Source organism: uncultured Kordia sp. (assembly GCF_947489565.1).
Lineage (GTDB): Bacteria > Bacteroidota > Bacteroidia > Flavobacteriales > Flavobacteriaceae > Kordia.
This window is the reverse complement of sequence record NZ_CANLEA010000002.1, coordinates 241,056-257,295: the sequence shown is the minus strand read 5'-3', so window position 1 is coordinate 257,295 and position 16,240 is coordinate 241,056. Positions and strand designations below refer to the sequence as shown.

13 protein-coding genes are annotated in these 16,240 nt (G+C 34.0%); 6 read left to right on the top strand and 7 right to left on the bottom strand.

The features are described from left to right. Positions 1 to 2: 2 nt before the first annotated feature. From Q0845_RS03760 to Q0845_RS03735, 6 genes are all read left to right on the top strand, one after another. The gene (locus Q0845_RS03760; RefSeq protein WP_298509388.1) at positions 3 to 1,331 is read left to right on the top strand and encodes a Fic family protein; all 1,329 of its coding nucleotides are present in this window, start codon (positions 3 to 5) and stop codon (positions 1,329 to 1,331) included. Between the two features lie 122 nt (positions 1,332 to 1,453). Continuing rightward, entirely contained in the window at positions 1,454 to 3,244 is a 1,791-nt protein-coding gene (gene uvrC / locus Q0845_RS03755) for an excinuclease ABC subunit UvrC (RefSeq protein WP_298509385.1), read from the top strand. Positions 3,245 to 3,254: 10 nt separating this feature from the next. Beyond that, positions 3,255 to 5,483, top strand: a complete 2,229-nt coding sequence (locus Q0845_RS03750) for a patatin-like phospholipase family protein (RefSeq protein WP_298509382.1) — start codon at positions 3,255 to 3,257, stop codon at positions 5,481 to 5,483. A 282-nt stretch (positions 5,484 to 5,765) separates the two neighbouring features. Beyond that, positions 5,766 to 6,923, top strand: a complete 1,158-nt coding sequence (locus tag Q0845_RS03745; protein WP_298509380.1) for a homogentisate 1,2-dioxygenase — start codon at positions 5,766 to 5,768, stop codon at positions 6,921 to 6,923. Positions 6,924 to 7,054: 131 nt separating this feature from the next. Beyond that, the gene (hppD, locus tag Q0845_RS03740) at positions 7,055 to 8,218 is read left to right on the top strand and encodes a 4-hydroxyphenylpyruvate dioxygenase (protein WP_298509377.1); all 1,164 of its coding nucleotides are present in this window, start codon (positions 7,055 to 7,057) and stop codon (positions 8,216 to 8,218) included. 179 nt (positions 8,219 to 8,397) lie between these two features. Then, a complete protein-coding gene (locus Q0845_RS03735; protein WP_298509374.1) occupies positions 8,398 to 9,342 on the top strand; it encodes a tryptophan 2,3-dioxygenase family protein in 945 nt (314 codons plus the stop codon). 661 nt (positions 9,343 to 10,003) lie between these two features. Here the strand turns inward: Q0845_RS03735 and Q0845_RS03730 are convergent. The 7 genes from Q0845_RS03730 to Q0845_RS03700 form a co-directional block, all read right to left on the bottom strand. Beyond that, on the bottom strand, positions 10,004 to 10,270 hold the full coding sequence (locus tag Q0845_RS03730; RefSeq protein WP_298509371.1) for a hypothetical protein: 267 nt from the start codon (positions 10,268 to 10,270) through the stop codon (positions 10,004 to 10,006). 159 nt (positions 10,271 to 10,429) lie between these two features. Continuing rightward, positions 10,430 to 11,035 (bottom strand): hypothetical protein, encoded by a 606-nt coding sequence (locus Q0845_RS03725; RefSeq protein ID WP_298509368.1) that lies wholly within the window; start codon positions 11,033 to 11,035, stop codon positions 10,430 to 10,432. Positions 11,036 to 11,249: 214 nt separating this feature from the next. After that, the gene (locus Q0845_RS03720) at positions 11,250 to 12,089 is read right to left on the bottom strand and encodes a T9SS type A sorting domain-containing protein (protein WP_298509365.1); all 840 of its coding nucleotides are present in this window, start codon (positions 12,087 to 12,089) and stop codon (positions 11,250 to 11,252) included. Between the two features lie 157 nt (positions 12,090 to 12,246). Then, positions 12,247 to 13,089: a T9SS type A sorting domain-containing protein gene (locus Q0845_RS03715; protein WP_298509361.1), complete on the bottom strand. Its 843-nt coding sequence runs from the start codon at positions 13,087 to 13,089 to the stop codon at positions 12,247 to 12,249. Positions 13,090 to 13,251: 162 nt separating this feature from the next. Next, positions 13,252 to 14,091, bottom strand: a complete 840-nt coding sequence (locus Q0845_RS03710; RefSeq protein ID WP_298509357.1) for a T9SS type A sorting domain-containing protein — start codon at positions 14,089 to 14,091, stop codon at positions 13,252 to 13,254. 72 nt (positions 14,092 to 14,163) lie between these two features. Then, complete coding sequence (locus Q0845_RS03705) at positions 14,164 to 15,021, bottom strand: T9SS type A sorting domain-containing protein (RefSeq protein WP_298509354.1); 858 nt, start codon at positions 15,019 to 15,021, stop codon at positions 14,164 to 14,166. Positions 15,022 to 15,250: 229 nt separating this feature from the next. Continuing rightward, on the bottom strand, positions 15,251 to 16,141 hold the full coding sequence (locus tag Q0845_RS03700; protein ID WP_298509351.1) for a T9SS type A sorting domain-containing protein: 891 nt from the start codon (positions 16,139 to 16,141) through the stop codon (positions 15,251 to 15,253). Positions 16,142 to 16,240: the final 99 nt, after the last annotated feature.

The window sequence follows — 16,240 nt, the reverse complement described above, 5'->3', positions numbered from 1 at the left end:
GTATGGAAGAATTAAAAAAAGCGGTAGCACTTAAAAATGAATTAGATTCGTTACGACCAATCGATGCTGAAAGGGAAGCAATTATTATGCAAAAATTTCGCTTGGATTGGAATTACCATTCAAATCATTTAGAGGGTAATACGTTGACATACGGAGAAACAAAAGCGTTATTACTTTTCAATATTACAGCACAAGGAAAACCACTTAAAGATCATATTGAGGTTACAGGACACAATGAAGCCATCAATTGGGTGTTGGATATGGTTAAGGGCGATCGTCCACTTACAGAAAACTTTATTCGACAAATTCACACATTATTACTGAAAGAGCCATACGAAGTTGATGCTAAAACTTCAGAAGGGAAACCAACCAAAAAAAAAGTGCATGTAGGTGAATACAAAAAAACACCCAATCATGTAGAAACGGTTACAGGAGAAATCTTCCGATTTGCAACTCCAGAAGAAACACCTGCAAAAATGACTGATTTACTCAATTGGTATCGTGATAAAATTGCAGAAGAAACCGTAAATCCAATATTACTAGCGGCAGAATTTCACTATAAATTCATCCGAATTCACCCGTTTGATGATGGTAATGGAAGAACTGCTAGAATCATTATGAATTTTGTATTGATGAAATATGGTTTTCCACCAACCATCATCAAAACACAAGACAAGGAAAACTATTTTGCAGCTTTACGTTTAGCGGATTCAGGAAATATAGAAGCCTTTATCCAGTACATTGCACAAAATTTAGTGCATTCTTTAGAATTAATGATTGCTGGTGCGAAAGGAGAAAATATTGAGGAAGCGGATGATATAGTTAAAGAAGTAGCATTGCTTAAAAGTAAGTTTGAGATAATAAATGAAAGAAAGTATATAATTAAAACTGATGAAGAAATAAGAAAAATTATTTCTAATTCATTCTTGCCATTTTATGAAAATCTAAAGCAGTATCAAGAGAAACTATTTAAATCATTTTATGAAGATACTGCAGAATATTATAATAAAGACGGAACGTCTATTAGTGAAGGTTCTGATTTTTTGAATCCATTAGGAAAACATAAGTATAAAATCAACTTAGATTTCAGATATTTAAAGATTATAGGTTACGAAGTAAACTTTAATATTCATGTTATTATAGAATTTAAAAGATCAGAATATGAACTTACAATTGAGACAAGTCAGAATAGATTTAAAGAAGAAATGACTTATCCTTATGGAATGTTATTATCTGATAAGAAAGCAAAAAGTATAAATCAAGATCTAGCAAACCATCACAAAAATTTTATAGAAAATTTCATAGAAAAAAAAGAAAACTCAAAAAAATAACAAATTGAAAATATAAAATATAAAACCGCAAAATGTAAAAGTATTTTCAAAAAACAAATTAACAAAAACAACAAAAAGACAAACCAACCTAAAACCTAACACCCAAGACCCAAGACCAAAAAATGACCGAAACCCTACAATTACAACTCAAAACCTTACCAACCAATCCTGGTGTTTATCAATACTATGATAAAGATGGAAAGTTATTGTATGTAGGAAAAGCAAAGAATCTAAAAAAACGAGTCTCCTCCTATTTTACCAAAAATCATGAATATGGTAAAACACGCGTGCTCGTCAAAAAGATTGCTTCCATGAAACACATTATTGTGGCTACGGAAACAGATGCTTTGTTACTGGAAAATAATCTGATCAAAAAATACCAACCACGCTACAATGTATTGCTAAAAGACGACAAGTCGTATCCGTGGATTTGCATCAAAAATGAACGTTTTCCAAGAGTGTTTCAAACCCGTAGAGTCATCAAAGATGGTTCGGAATACTTTGGTCCATATACGAGTGTAAAAACAGTTCGAACACTCTTAGATCTTATCAAAGGACTCTATCCGTTGCGAACTTGTAATTACGACTTATCACAAGAAAAAATAAGCGCAGGCAAATACAAAGTCTGTCTCGAATATCACTTAGGTAACTGTTTGGGTCCGTGCGAAGGCTATCAAACAATCCAAAGTTACGATGAGCAAATCATGGCCATTCGTAAAATACTAAAAGGAAACTTCAAAGATTCCTTGCAGGAATTCAAAGCGCAAATGAAAGCACATGCAGAAGCGATGGAATTCGAAGAAGCACAAAAAGTCAAGGAAAAAGTAGAAATCTTAGAAAACTATCAGGCAAAATCTACCATTGTCAATCCAAAAATTAACAATGTAGATGTCTTTTCTATCATTTCAGATGAAAGCTTTGGCTATATCAACTTTTTGCAACTTTCCTTAGGTTCCATTGTACGTTCGCACACAATGGAAATCAAGAAAAAACTAGAAGAAACAGACAAAGAACTGTTAGAATTAGCCATCACAGAAATTCACCAACGTTTCCAAACAAATTCCAAAGAACTCTATGTGCCTTTTGAAGTCGAAGTGGGCGAAAAATTCAAAATCACGATTCCAAAACTTGGAGACAAAAAGCGCATTCTCGACTTATCATTGCGAAACGCGAAATATCACAGAATGGAACGGTTCAAGCAAATAAAACTCACTGATCCAGACAAGCATGTAAATCGTATCATGTCGCAAATGAAAAAAGATTTACGTCTCTCTGAAGAACCACGACATATTGAGTGTTTTGATAATTCCAACATTCAAGGAACACATCCTGTGGCAGCTTGTGTAGTGTTTAAAAATGGAAAACCGAGCAAAAAAGAATACCGACATTTTAACATAAAAACCGTAGTAGGTCCGGACGATTTTGCGTCAATGGAAGAAGTCGTATATCGCCGCTACAAGCGTTTGGTGGAAGAAGAACAGCCTTTGCCACAATTAATTGTCATTGATGGAGGAAAAGGACAGCTTTCTTCCGCGTTAAAAAGTTTAGATGTCTTAAATTTACGTGGAAAAATTGCCATCATCGGAATTGCAAAACGTTTGGAAGAAATATACTATCCAGGCGATTCCATTCCGTTGTATCTAGATAAAAAAAGTGAATCGCTCAAAATTATTCAGCATTTGCGAAATGAGGCGCACCGATTCGGAATTACATTCCATCGAAATAAAAGAAGCAATAGTGCGTTAAATTCAGAGCTGGAAACCATTGCGGGAATTGGCGAAAAAACGATTGTAGAACTCCTAAAAAAGTTCAAATCAGTCAAACGAATCTCAACAGCATCACTCGAAGAAATTTCAGCAGTTGTTGGTCACAGTAGAGCAAAAAAAATATACGATAACTTTCATAAAAAATAATGCCCAAATCATGAAGCGATGGATATTCATCTGCATAGCAATGCTCAGTTTCATTACGGTTTTCGCTCAAGAAAAACAGGAAAAGCGCGATCTAAAAGTCGGTTTAGTTCTCAGTGGTGGTGGCGCAAAAGGTTTGGCACATATTGGCGCTTTAAAGATCATTGATAGCCTAGGAATTCGAGTCGATTATGTGGGCGGAACGAGCATGGGAGCCATTATTGGTTCGCTCTACTCTTCAGGTTATACAGGAGAACAAATTGATTCCATCTTTAAAAAAACAGATTTAAACGTACTCATTCAAGACGAATTGCCGCGTTCTGCCAAAACGTTTTACGAAAAAGAAGATGCCGAACGTTATGCGATTACCTTGCCATTTGATAGCTTTAAAGTCAGTTTTCCATCGTCTATTTCCAAAGGACAAAATGTATATAACAAACTGGCAGAATTGCTATTGCATGTAGAAAATATAGATGATTTTAGTAAATTACCAATACCGTTTCTCTGTATTGCTTCTGATATTGAAAAAGGCGAACAAGTAATCTTAGAAACAGGATATTTACCAGATGCCATTACAGCGAGTGGCGCGTTTCCCTCTTTATTTGAACCCATTCCAATGGGCGATAAATTATTGATTGATGGCGGTGTTACCAATAACTATCCAATTGACGAAATTAAAGCGAAAAATGTAGACATTATTATTGGTGTCGATGTACAAGATGGTTTGGCAGATAGGAAAAAATTACAATCAGCGCCAAGCATTCTAACGCAAATCAATAACTTCCGTACCATCAACGCTATGAAGGTGAAAGGCAAGCAGACGGATGTGTACATTCGTCCCAATATTGATGGTTTTTCAGTGATTGCTTTCGATAAAGGACGCGAGCTTATAGAAAGAGGAGAGGCTGGAGGAAGAGCGCAAGTAAAAGCGTTAAAATCGATTGCTGAACAGCAGCAACAAAAGCGCAACATATTGCCTGTAAAACGAAAAGATTCTATTGATATTAATTATATTCACTTACGTGGGAGCGGGATTGAAAACTTTCCACGTTCGTATGTGCGAGGGAAACTTCGTTTTAAAACACCTGGAAAAATATCGTTCAAAAAATTTACAGAAGGGATTGGAAATTTGGCTGCCACCGGAAACTTTACAGGAATTCGATACAAAAGAGTAAAAAGTAGTGATGGCAAAGATGATATGATTCTCAACTTGCGAGAAAAGCCAAACACGATGTTTTTACGTTTGGCAGCACATTATGATGATGTCTACAAAACAGCAGGTTTGATCAATGTGACGAAGAAAAAACTACTATTTAAAAACGATGTTGCTTCTCTAGATTTCATTATTGGTGACAATATTCGCTACAATTTTGAGTATTATATTGACAAAGGGTATTACTGGAGTATTGGGATCAAATCGCGTTTCAATACCTTTGAACGTGGCGTTAATTATGATTTAATTTCCGATGATACTACCAATCCGAATTTAAATAGAATTGACGTAGAAGTTTCCGATTTTACCAACCAATTATATATTCAAACCGTAATGCGAGAAGAATTTGTATTTGGTATTGGAGCAGAACACAAACGTTTACGAATAGATTCTGAAACAATTAGCGGCGAAAACGAAGAAGAAACAATCTTTGAACGAAGTGATTTTGGAAGTGCTTTCGGGTTCTTGAAACTTGATACATATGACAATAAATATTTCCCTTCAAAAGGAGTATTCTTCTCTGGAGACTTTCACTGGTATCTCTACTCTACCGATTACAACAAAAACTTTGAACCATTTTCATTGGCAAGAGCAAAAATTGGATACGCAACACCATTATTTGGCAATCTGTCGTTAAACATTTCATCGGAAGGTGGTTTTAAACTAGGAGAGCCAGGTACAACCTCTTTAGATTTTGTATTAGGTGGTTTTGGGAATAACTTTATCAACAATTATATTCCTTTTTTAGGATACGACTTTCTAAGTTTTGCGGGAGATAGTTTTGTAAAAGGAACTGCTACGTTAGATTTTAACTTTTTGCCAAAACATCACTTAAATATCACGGCAAACTATGCCAATGCAGGAGAAAATATCTTTGATACTGGCGAGTGGTTTTCCATTCCAGACTTCAATGGATATTCCTTAGGATATGGATTAGAAACCTTTTTTGGTCCGTTGCAAGTCAAATATTCATGGTCGCCAGACATTGAAAAAGACACCTTGTTTTTTAGTATTGGATTTTGGTTTTAGTGTGAAAATGTACTCGATTTTACATCGAAAAAGCACCAAACATGATTTCTATCATAAAAAATCTCCAAATAATTACGATATTTGTGTACAGATGAAGAAAAATCATCTGCTAAATTTATACAAGTGAAACCTTTTTGGAACGACTTACTAGCGCATTTACACTATCTTATCAAGCGAAATCCTGAATAAGACAGCGTTGTTTTTTTGCTAAATGTGAGCCTAACTCTTCACATTTTTCTATATCTTATCACATCATTTTTACGATTACAAAAAAATAACAATATGCCTTTTTATCATAAATTAGGAAATATTCCACCAAAACGACACACCATTTTTAGAAAGCCAAACGGCGATTTATATTACGAACAACTTTTTGGAACCATCGGTTTTGATGGAATGTCAACGAACAGTTACCACGAACACAGACCTACGCAAGTCAAAGAAATTCGCAAGCAATACAGTGTAAAACCCAAAGTTGCCAAAGCGAATAATATGCAGTCGTATCGCTTCCGCGGATTTCAAGTGCCGCCAGAAGCAGATTATTTAGAAAGCAGAAAAGTAGTCTTAACCAATAGCGATTGCAATATCATTTTGGCTGCTCCGCAAGAATCTACACGCGATTATTTTTATAAAAACACAGACGCAGACGAACTTATCTTTATTCATAAAGGAACTGGAAAACTCCGCACGATGTTGGGGAATCTTGATTTCAAATATGGAGATTATTTGTTAGTGCCGCGTGGTGTGATTTACAAACTAGATTTTGATACAGACGATAACCGATTATTCATCGTAGAATCATACCGACCAATATATACGCCAAAACGCTATAGAAACTGGTTTGGTCAACTCTTAGAACATTCACCATTTTGTGAACGCGATATCAGAAGACCGTATGAATTGGAAACGAATGATGAAAAAGGAGACTTTCTCATCAAAGTAAAAAAGCAAGGTGATATTTTTGAAATGGTCTACGCTACGCATCCGTTTGATGTTATTGGTTACGATGGATATAACTATCCGTATGCTTTTTCAATTCATGACTTTGAACCAATTACAGGACGCGTTCATCAACCGCCACCAGTACATCAAACATTTGAAACGGACGCTTTTGTAGTCTGCTCATTTGTGCCAAGATTGTACGATTATCATCCGCAAAGTATTCCAGCGCCATACAATCATAGCAATATTGACAGTGATGAGGTTTTATACTATGTCGATGGTGATTTTATGAGTCGAAACGATATTGATGCAGGACATATTTCCTTGCATCCAGCGGGAATTCCACACGGACCACATCCTGGCGCAGTGGAACGCAGTATTGGTCAAACAGAAACCGAAGAACTCGCTGTAATGGTAGATACATTCAAGCCATTGCAAGTAACAGAAGAAGCAATGAAAATTGCAGACGAAGACTATTTTAAATCTTGGTTAGAATAGGCATAGAACTGATGACACAACAAAGAACTAAAATTGCAACGCAAATTCGTGCCATGTGGTAAATGTACAATGATGTACACAATGATTAACACACAAAACGAATTCGCAAAACGCATAAAAAAATTAAAAAGATGGCAGCAGAAATAAAAAACTTAAAAGATTTACAAAATACAGAATACGGACTTAAAAAATTATTCGAAGAAGCAGAAGATTTTCTTCCGTTACTAGGAACTGACTATGTAGAATTGTATGTTGGAAATGCAAAACAATCGGCACATTTCTACAAAACAGCCTTCGGTTTTCAATCAGAAGCCTATGCAGGATTGGAAACAGGATTGAAAGACAGAGTTTCGTATGTATTAAAACAAGATAAAATTCGCTTAGTGCTTACAACTCCATTAGGAAAAGGTGGCGAAATCAACGAACATGTCGATTTACATGGCGATGGTGTAAAAGTAGTAGCACTTTGGGTAGAAGATGCCACAAAAGCATTTGAAGAAACTACAAAAAGAGGCGCAAAACCATATATGGAGCCTACGAAGGAAGAAGATGAAAACGGATATGTAGTGCGTTCAGGAATTTATACGTACGGAGAAACGGTTCACATCTTTGTAGAGCGTAAAAACTACAACGGAATCTTTTTGCCAGGATATACAAAATGGGAATCTCACTACAATCCGGAGCCAGTCGGTCTAAAATTCATCGATCACATGGTAGGAAACGTAGGTTGGGGAGAAATGAAAGAATGGTGTGAATTCTATGCAAAAGTGATGGGATTTGCGCAAATTATTTCATTTACAGACGATGATATTTCTACAGATTTCACCGCGTTGATGAGTAAAGTAATGAGTAATGGAAATGGTAGAATTAAATTTCCAATCAACGAACCTGCAGAAGGAAAAAAGAAATCACAAATTGAAGAATATTTAGACTTTTACAATGGTCCAGGTGTACAACATATTGCAGTTGCAACAGATAATATCATTGAAACGGTTTCGCAAATGCGTGAACGTGGCGTTGAATTCTTATATGTTCCAGATACGTATTATGATGACTTATTAGAACGTGTTGGAGATATTGATGAAGATGTAGATGAACTTAGGAAACACGGAATCTTAATTGACCGTGATGAAGAAGGATATCTATTGCAAATCTTTACGAAAACCATTGTTGACAGACCAACGATGTTCTTTGAAGTAATTCAGCGTAAAGGCGCACAATCATTCGGTGTAGGAAACTTTAAAGCACTCTTTGAAGCTATTGAAAGAGAACAAGCTGCACGCGGAACTTTATAAGTAAAACGGTATATATGTGTATCATTGCAAATGGTTGATTCATTTGTAAATCATAATACTACAATGTCAATTCGAGCGCAGTCGAGAACTTAGAAACTCTTGATTCAAAACTATTTCGACTGCGCTCAATATGACAATTCAATATAAAACAGACACCTTTCTCTCCAAAAAACAACAACATGACCAGAGAAGAATTACTCGCCGCCATAGACAAAAAATATTTGGATATGGGACAAAACCCTGATATACACCTTTCAGGATTATTGCATGCTGAACCCATGAAATACTGGGATTTTATTCAAGTAGATGCACTCTTAGGATTACAAACACAACGCACACAATTGCCAGATGAAATGGTGTTTCTTATATATCATCAAGTAAATGAATTGATATTTAAGATGATTCTGTGGGAAATGCAACAAATAGCACACACAGAAAATATTTTACCAGAAAAGTTTGTGATGCATTTAATGCGAATTAGTCGTTATTTCGATTTGCTTTCCAATTCTTTTGAAATTATGGGAGACGGAATGGAAGTAGAGCAATACATGAAATTCCGCGATACCTTAACACCTGCTAGTGGTTTTCAATCGGCACAATACCGAAAAATAGAAATTGCATCAACAGAACTGATCAATTTAATTGATTACAGATTTAGAGCAACCATTGATCGCGAAACACCATATTTGCATGCGTATAATAATATGTATTGGCAAGTTGCAGGAAACGATCATAAAACGGGGAAACGCAGTAAATTGATGGTCAACTTTGATGCGAAATACAAAAAAGAACTGATTGCATGGATGAAAGAATACAATACGATCAATTTGTGGACAAAGTTTAAGCAATTGCCTAGAGAATATCAAAATGATACTTCACTCATCAATGCAATGCGCCATTATGATCATACTGTAAATATTAGTTGGGTAATGCACCATTATCATGCTGCTGCGAAGTATATAAATTCTGAAAAAGGAAGTGCAGAAGCAACAGGTGGAAGTGATTGGCAAAAATACATGCATCCAAAATATCAAAGAAGAATCTTTTTTCCAGCACTTTGGAGTGAAGAAGAGCTAGAAAATTGGGGAATTACCAATTTAGAAGGCTATAAAACCTTGAAATAATCAAAAAAGCCAATCTTTAAAAACGTGAAAATGTTGAATATTTCTTAGTGAAATCTAAAAAACATTGAATATTCAATAATAATCATCGATAAAGTGCAGCTGTGAATATAAAAATTGTGTTAAAGTGAAATACTGTGCTTGCATAGTATAGTTCTCGTATTATATTTGCAGTGCAAAAGCGAGTGGTTTCCTTTTGCAACTTTAAGAAGAGAGATTTTCATAATTAAAGTTTTGGTTGGTTAATAAATAAAAGAGAGCTCGATCGTAAGATCGGGCTTTTTTTATGTGTTTTGATCTGGAAAATAAAATTGATGTTGCGTAATTGTTATTAAAAGTAGGAAAACATTGAATATTTGATAATAATCATCGATAAAATGTAGCTGTGAATATAAAAATTGTGTTAAAGTAAAATACTATGCTTGCATAATAAAATTCTCATCTTACATTTGCAGTGCAAAAGCGAGTGGTTTCCTTTTGCAACTTTAAGAAAAAAAAGATTTTCATAATTTAAAGTTTTGGTTGGTTAATTAAAAAAGAGCTCGGTCGTAAGATCGAGCTTCTTTTTTATACAGCTTCTTCACAACAAGAAAGGCCGCCAATATATTGACAGCCTTTCTATTATCATTCAATCGTTGTTAATAAATAAAATAAATAAATAAACTTATGGAAGTTGTATCGTTGGACAAATACATACAGTTCGTGCTCCGGTTCCACAGCCAATTGTTGGTGCACAATCAGCCGTTGGCCCACAACCATTACAAGTATTAGCACATGTGTTTGCGCACGTATTTGCACATGTTGGTCCTTCTGTTGGACAACAAGAATGACCGTGACACGTATATGTCGCTCCACCCGTCAATAAATCTTGTGTTAGTTGAGAAACTGTTGATTTGTTAATTCCCAACTTCTGAATTTTTCGTTTTTTCATGATTGATAAACTTTTGAAATGATTCCTACTCTATAAGCTTTTCGGATTCCGCTATACGGCAACTGTTCGTAATTTTGATTGATGAAAAATATTGTAAATGTTATGTTTGTTTCCGTAATATTTAGATACGTCTAGTTGCTGTTTTTTAAAGCAATTTTTTTAATAAGTACATTGATTTGCTGCGTTTGCACATTCTGTAGCAATTCGAGCCAATCTTCTTTCAAACTCAGGAGAACTTGCTATTGCATTTGCAACAAAGCGAAGGTTGGTGTTTCGTAAGATATTAGTCCAATAAATTCCTCCGTTTACATCTGGCTCTCTTAATAACAAGCCTCTGTATGCGATATATACTTTTTTGTTAACTTGATAACTTGTTAAATTATTTCTATTTAGGTATTGGTGATAGCGTGAATTCCATCGTTGACTAGCTTCTGGCGAAGAAATAAATCCTGCAGCCAATGCGTCAAAGCCTTGTGTTCTTCTAACATTAATCCAATACGAAACCACACCTGCATTTTCAGGACAACGCTCCAAGTATGATAAATAAGCAAGTCTTACCACACAATGATCGTCAATGAATCGATTAGGAATGTTTGGCGGAATATAATCAGGATCTAAAGGAATACTTTTGCTTGTTGCAGTTTCAGTAATTGCATCTTCTTCACTAGCAATTTCGTCAGTTTGACAACTCGTAATATATAATGACACCATAATTAGTGAAAGCATCATCACAAAAAAGCGAGGTTTTAATAACATTTTTTTCATAACATTTAATGATTTTGAATTGTTTCCTACTCTATTGAGGTTTTTCGGATGCGACCTGTCTCGATCAAGAACAATTCAAAGTTATGTAGCTAAATGGCTGAAAACAAACGAAGTATTTTCATATTTATAAAATTGAATAGACGTTTAGCCCTTTATTGGAGAGACATTCACATAAATCGTGTAAATGCCTCTCTTTTTTAGTGACAATCCGTAATTATTCTTTTATAATGGTTTTGACTAGCGTTTTAGTTCCTTGTTTAAATTTATAATAATACACTCCTTTTGGTAAATGTGTGGTGTCTAAATTGTATGAAATACTATTTTCTGTAGTTTCAAAAACAACCAACGTATGATTGCTAACTTTAATTCCTTTATTATTAAAAATAACAACTTCCATAGGTGCTTGTGGTGATGGAGCATTTTGTGTTGTAATCGTTATTTGATTCGTAATAGGATTTGGATGTGTCGTTACAGTAAAAGATTCTGGAGAATTTAGCAGTAGATTATCATTCGTATGTCTTATTAAATCAAACTCAACAGTATCTATTTCTTGAAAATTGTTTGTTTCGTCCAAATAGTCTTGTCTAGAATCATACTTTACCAATATGATTCTGGCAAAATAATCTGTGTATTCTGTAACATATCGAGTGTAAATTTTATGAGGATATTGTCGCCCACCGATTCTTGCGCCAGCTTCAAAACCAGATTTCTTTTTTCGAACAGGTGGAATAAGGACAGGCACAGTAACTCCTCGTACAATTTCGCCAATAATGCCTTCGTTCATTTTGCATAACTTATATTGGATGCCAAAATAACTTACAATATCTTCTGTAGATTGATACTCTAAATCTATTTCAAAAAATGTGGAACGGTAAGGGAAAATTAAATATTCATCTTGTGCAGTTAATTTAAAGCTTTGACCTCCAGAAATACTATCTTCTACAGATAGTGTAATGCCTATTTTATTGTACTGAGCCGTCGTTGAGGTTTGAGCATTTGTTTTTACAATGAAAAAAAAGAATAGCGTTGTAAGTGTGAAAAATTTTAAATTCATAACAATAACGTTTTTTGATTAATAATAAATTGATTTATAAATCAATCAAGCGGTTTTTTATAGAAGAGTAGCTTTGCTTTTTTAAATAAGCGATGTGTTGAAAAGCCACCTAAGAAGATCGAGCAGATGACTTTTCGTAATAATTAAAGAGTGAAAACTATTGTTTGACAATGGTCTTGACTTGAGTTTCCGTTCCGTTTGAAAGTTGACAGTGATAAACTCCTTTTTGTAACTGCGAAATATCTAAAGTATAAGGCGCATTTTCTGTATCTGTCAAACTATATTCACTCACTTTGACGCCTTTGTCATTAAAAATACGGACTTCCAAAGTGACTTTTGGTAACAAGCTTTTCTCAATGCTAGTTTTCGTGTGCTGAATAGTAATATAGTCAGTAACAGGATTAGGAGAAATAGTCACTAAAAAAGGATCTCTTTCTGCGTTGGCAGTGTATGTATTAATATCAAAACTTATTAAAGATATGATCTCATAGTTTGTATTATTATTGTTGTTTTTGTGGTCTTCATAATCATCTTGAGAATCGAACTTTGCGATGTTCATGACTATCTTATACCTCATATTTGCTGCTATTTGTGTGGTATCAATAATGGAAAAAGGAAATGATTTATCTTTATTTTCAACTCTTGATTTTTTCTTTCTAACAGGAGGAATTAATACTGGAGCGGTAAGTCCTTTGAGCGTTCCACCTACTGATCCATCAACTAATCGTTCAAAAATTTCATACTGTATTCCTAAATAACTTGTGGTGTCTTCGGTCGACAAATAATCAAGATGTATTTTAAAAGCAATATTGGTTTTATTGGGTAAAGAGTGTTTGCTCTCTGTGCTAATTTTGAAATCTTGATTTTGAGAGCCGTCAGTTACCTTTAAATTGATATCTATAAAGTCGTTGTCTGCAGGTGCTGTACTATTTTGAGCAGTTGTTTTTAAGATAAAAAAGAATGCTAATAGTGTTGTAAATACAAAAAGTTTTAGTTTCATAACAATGGTGTTTTTTGATTCATAAAAAATTGATTTTTAAGTCAATTAGGTGGTTTTCGGTTTTTTTGGAAAGAGTAGCTTTGTTGTTTTTAATAAGCTGTGTATTGAAAAGTCATCTATGAAGATCGAGCAGATGACTTTTCGTAGTAACCGTGTGTAAAACTATTTTTTTACAATAGTTTTTACCTGAGTTTTATTTCCTTGAGACAATTGCAAGAAGTACATTCCTTTTTGTAAATGTGAGATGTTCAAATTGTAAGGAGCATTGTTTGTACTTGTCAAACGATATTGACGAACTTTGATCCCTTTATCATTAAAAATAACGACTTCCAAAGGTGTATTGGCAGCTGTAGTATTCATTTGCTCAATAATAATATGATCTGCACTTGGATTGGGATAGGTTTTTACCAACATAGAATTCTCCAAGTTTCTACTCGCTAATGGAGTTGAGTTTTGCGAACTTACAATGATATCAAATGTATATTCTGCTATTTCTTTACTATTCCCATTACTTATATAATCGTCAATATCACGGTATTTATACAAGGTAATTGTAGCCGTATATGTTTTGGTTGCTAGGTGAAGATTAGTGTCTATGGAAAACGGATAATTTGGCTCGCCACTAGGTCTATATTCATTAGGTCTTTTCTTTCTCACGGGAGGAATTAATACAGGTGCTGTAATTCCATGTGTTAGTCCAGAAGGTAAGCTGTTATCCTTTTCTTTAAAAGCGTATCGTATTCCCAAAAAAGAAGTGTCCTTTAGTTGAGACTGGTAATCTAATTCAATAAGCAACTTAATAGAAGCATCAGGTGTCGCATAATACACATCATCTGTTTGGAACTTAAATTCCAGTCCTTTTGTAGAATCTTCTGCTAATAAAGTCATGTTGATAATGTTAACGGTACTAGGCGATGCATTGGCGTGCGTATTTTGTGTAAATGCTTTTGCAATACAAAACAATACGAATACGGGTATAAGTGTGAAAATTCTTGAATTCATAACAATTTTTTTTTAAAAAAGTCACTCAATTACATGATGTGAATGACTTTTTATGTTAATAGTTGGTAGCGGCTATTTTTTTATGACTGTTTTTACCTGAGTGTTGTTTCCTTGTGAGAACTGAAAAAAGTACATTCCTTTTTGTAAGTGTGAAACATCAACAGTGTACAAAGTGCTGTTCGCTTTTTTACTATTGTGAGCCAATGAAAGCTGATTCATTTTAATTCCTTTATCATTAAAAATAACAACTTCCAAAGGTGAGTTTTGTGCAATTGTATTTTCTGTTGCAATAGTTGTTTGTTCAATAATAACATGATCAATACTTGGGTTTGGATACGTTCTTAGCGATACAACATCTCCTGGTATCGGAAAATTGCTGGCATCCAAAATAAAATTTATGGCAGGCTCTATACGAGTATAATTATTAGTTTCATTTATATAATCGGCTCTTGAATCATATTTTACTAAGTTCATCTTTATTTCATACCTAATATTCTGTAAAGTATGCGTTCCATGAATTAAAAACGGATATGCTTCTGCTCTAATATCGTGAATTCTAACCTCAAAATTTCCATTCTTCTTTTTCACAGGCGGAATCAATACAGGTGCAGTAATACCTCTTATAATTTCTCGCGTTCCATCAGCAAACAAGCGTTCAAGTGTATACTGTATTCCAAAATAATGAACTGTACTATCTTGAGAGTTGTGGTTAAGGTTTATTTTGAATATAAAATTATCTCCACTACGTACGGCATGTTCTGCGGCAGTAGTAATTGCATAGTGTTGTCCATTGATGCCGTCAGTTACTGAAAAATCAATATCAATAATATTATCAATAGGAATTGGCACAACCGGATCAGCGGTTTGAGCGCTTACTTTTACGACAAAAAATAAGAAAAGTGCTGTAAGTGTAAATAGTTTTAAATTCATAACAATATAGTTTTAGTTAGACGTAAAGTAAAGTATGAATATTTCAATATGTGTTACAACTTACAGGTGTTCATATTTATAAATTTAAATAAAATTGTAGTTGCTTTCTTAAAGTTTTCTTAATGTAAGCTGTTGATTTTAAGAATGTTTTAGCGTTTTCTCTTTTTTGAGAAGAGAAGCCATCTACATAAACATATAGATGACTTTCTTTGTTTAACCATAAAAAAGACTACTGTTTTACAATAGTTTTGACTTGAGTTTTACCACGGTGCAAAAGTTGAAAATAATAACTTCCTTTTTGTAAATGTGAGGTATCTAAATTGTAGTAAATACTATTTATTTTTGTTTTGGCGCTCGTCAATGTATGCTGACTTACCTGAATTCCTTTATCGTTATAAATAACAACATTTAATGGAAGCTGTGCTGAAATTGTATTCTCTGAAGCTTCGCGTGTATATTTAAATGTTACAAATTTTGTGCTTGGGTTTGGAAATGTTGTTACAGAAAAAGCATCTGAAGTACTTCTTTCTGAAGTTGGATTTGGACTGTTTTGTGCAAACAAAATAAAACTTGCTGTTGGTCCTACAGTATAATGAGGAGAATTATTGATGTAATCGGTAAAATTAGCATACTCTAATAACTTCACAGTAACTTTATAAATAGTAGGTCGAATCACATATTCAGCTTTCGCTAAATAAGGATACGTTCCAAGAGGTCTTAATATTTCATCTACTTGCTCAAATTTGCCACCTTTCTTTTTTCGAACAGGCGGAATAAGTACAGGATTTGTAATTCCGAAAAAATGATCTGGTGCGTTAGGATCTTGAAACGAAGGTGGTCGGTCAAAACTACATGCCAATCTGTAAAAAGTTACATTATCAATTTCAGATCTGTACTGAAGATCAATCTTAAAAAAGAGATCATTATACGGCAACACAGAATACTGATCATCGGTTAGTAATTGAAAATCCTGACCGTTTGCTGTATCTTCTACCAATAATGTAAAATCTAACACATTACTTATTGGAATATCTGGAGTTGGATAGATGTCATTTTGGGCATTTATTTTTATAATAAAAAACAAAAAAAGTGCTGTAAGTGTGAAAAGTTTCGAATTCATAACAATATAGTTTTAAGTTATACTTAAAAACAAAGTATGAATATTTTAATATTCACTACAACACAAGTGTAATCATATTTATAAATTTAATCAAAATAA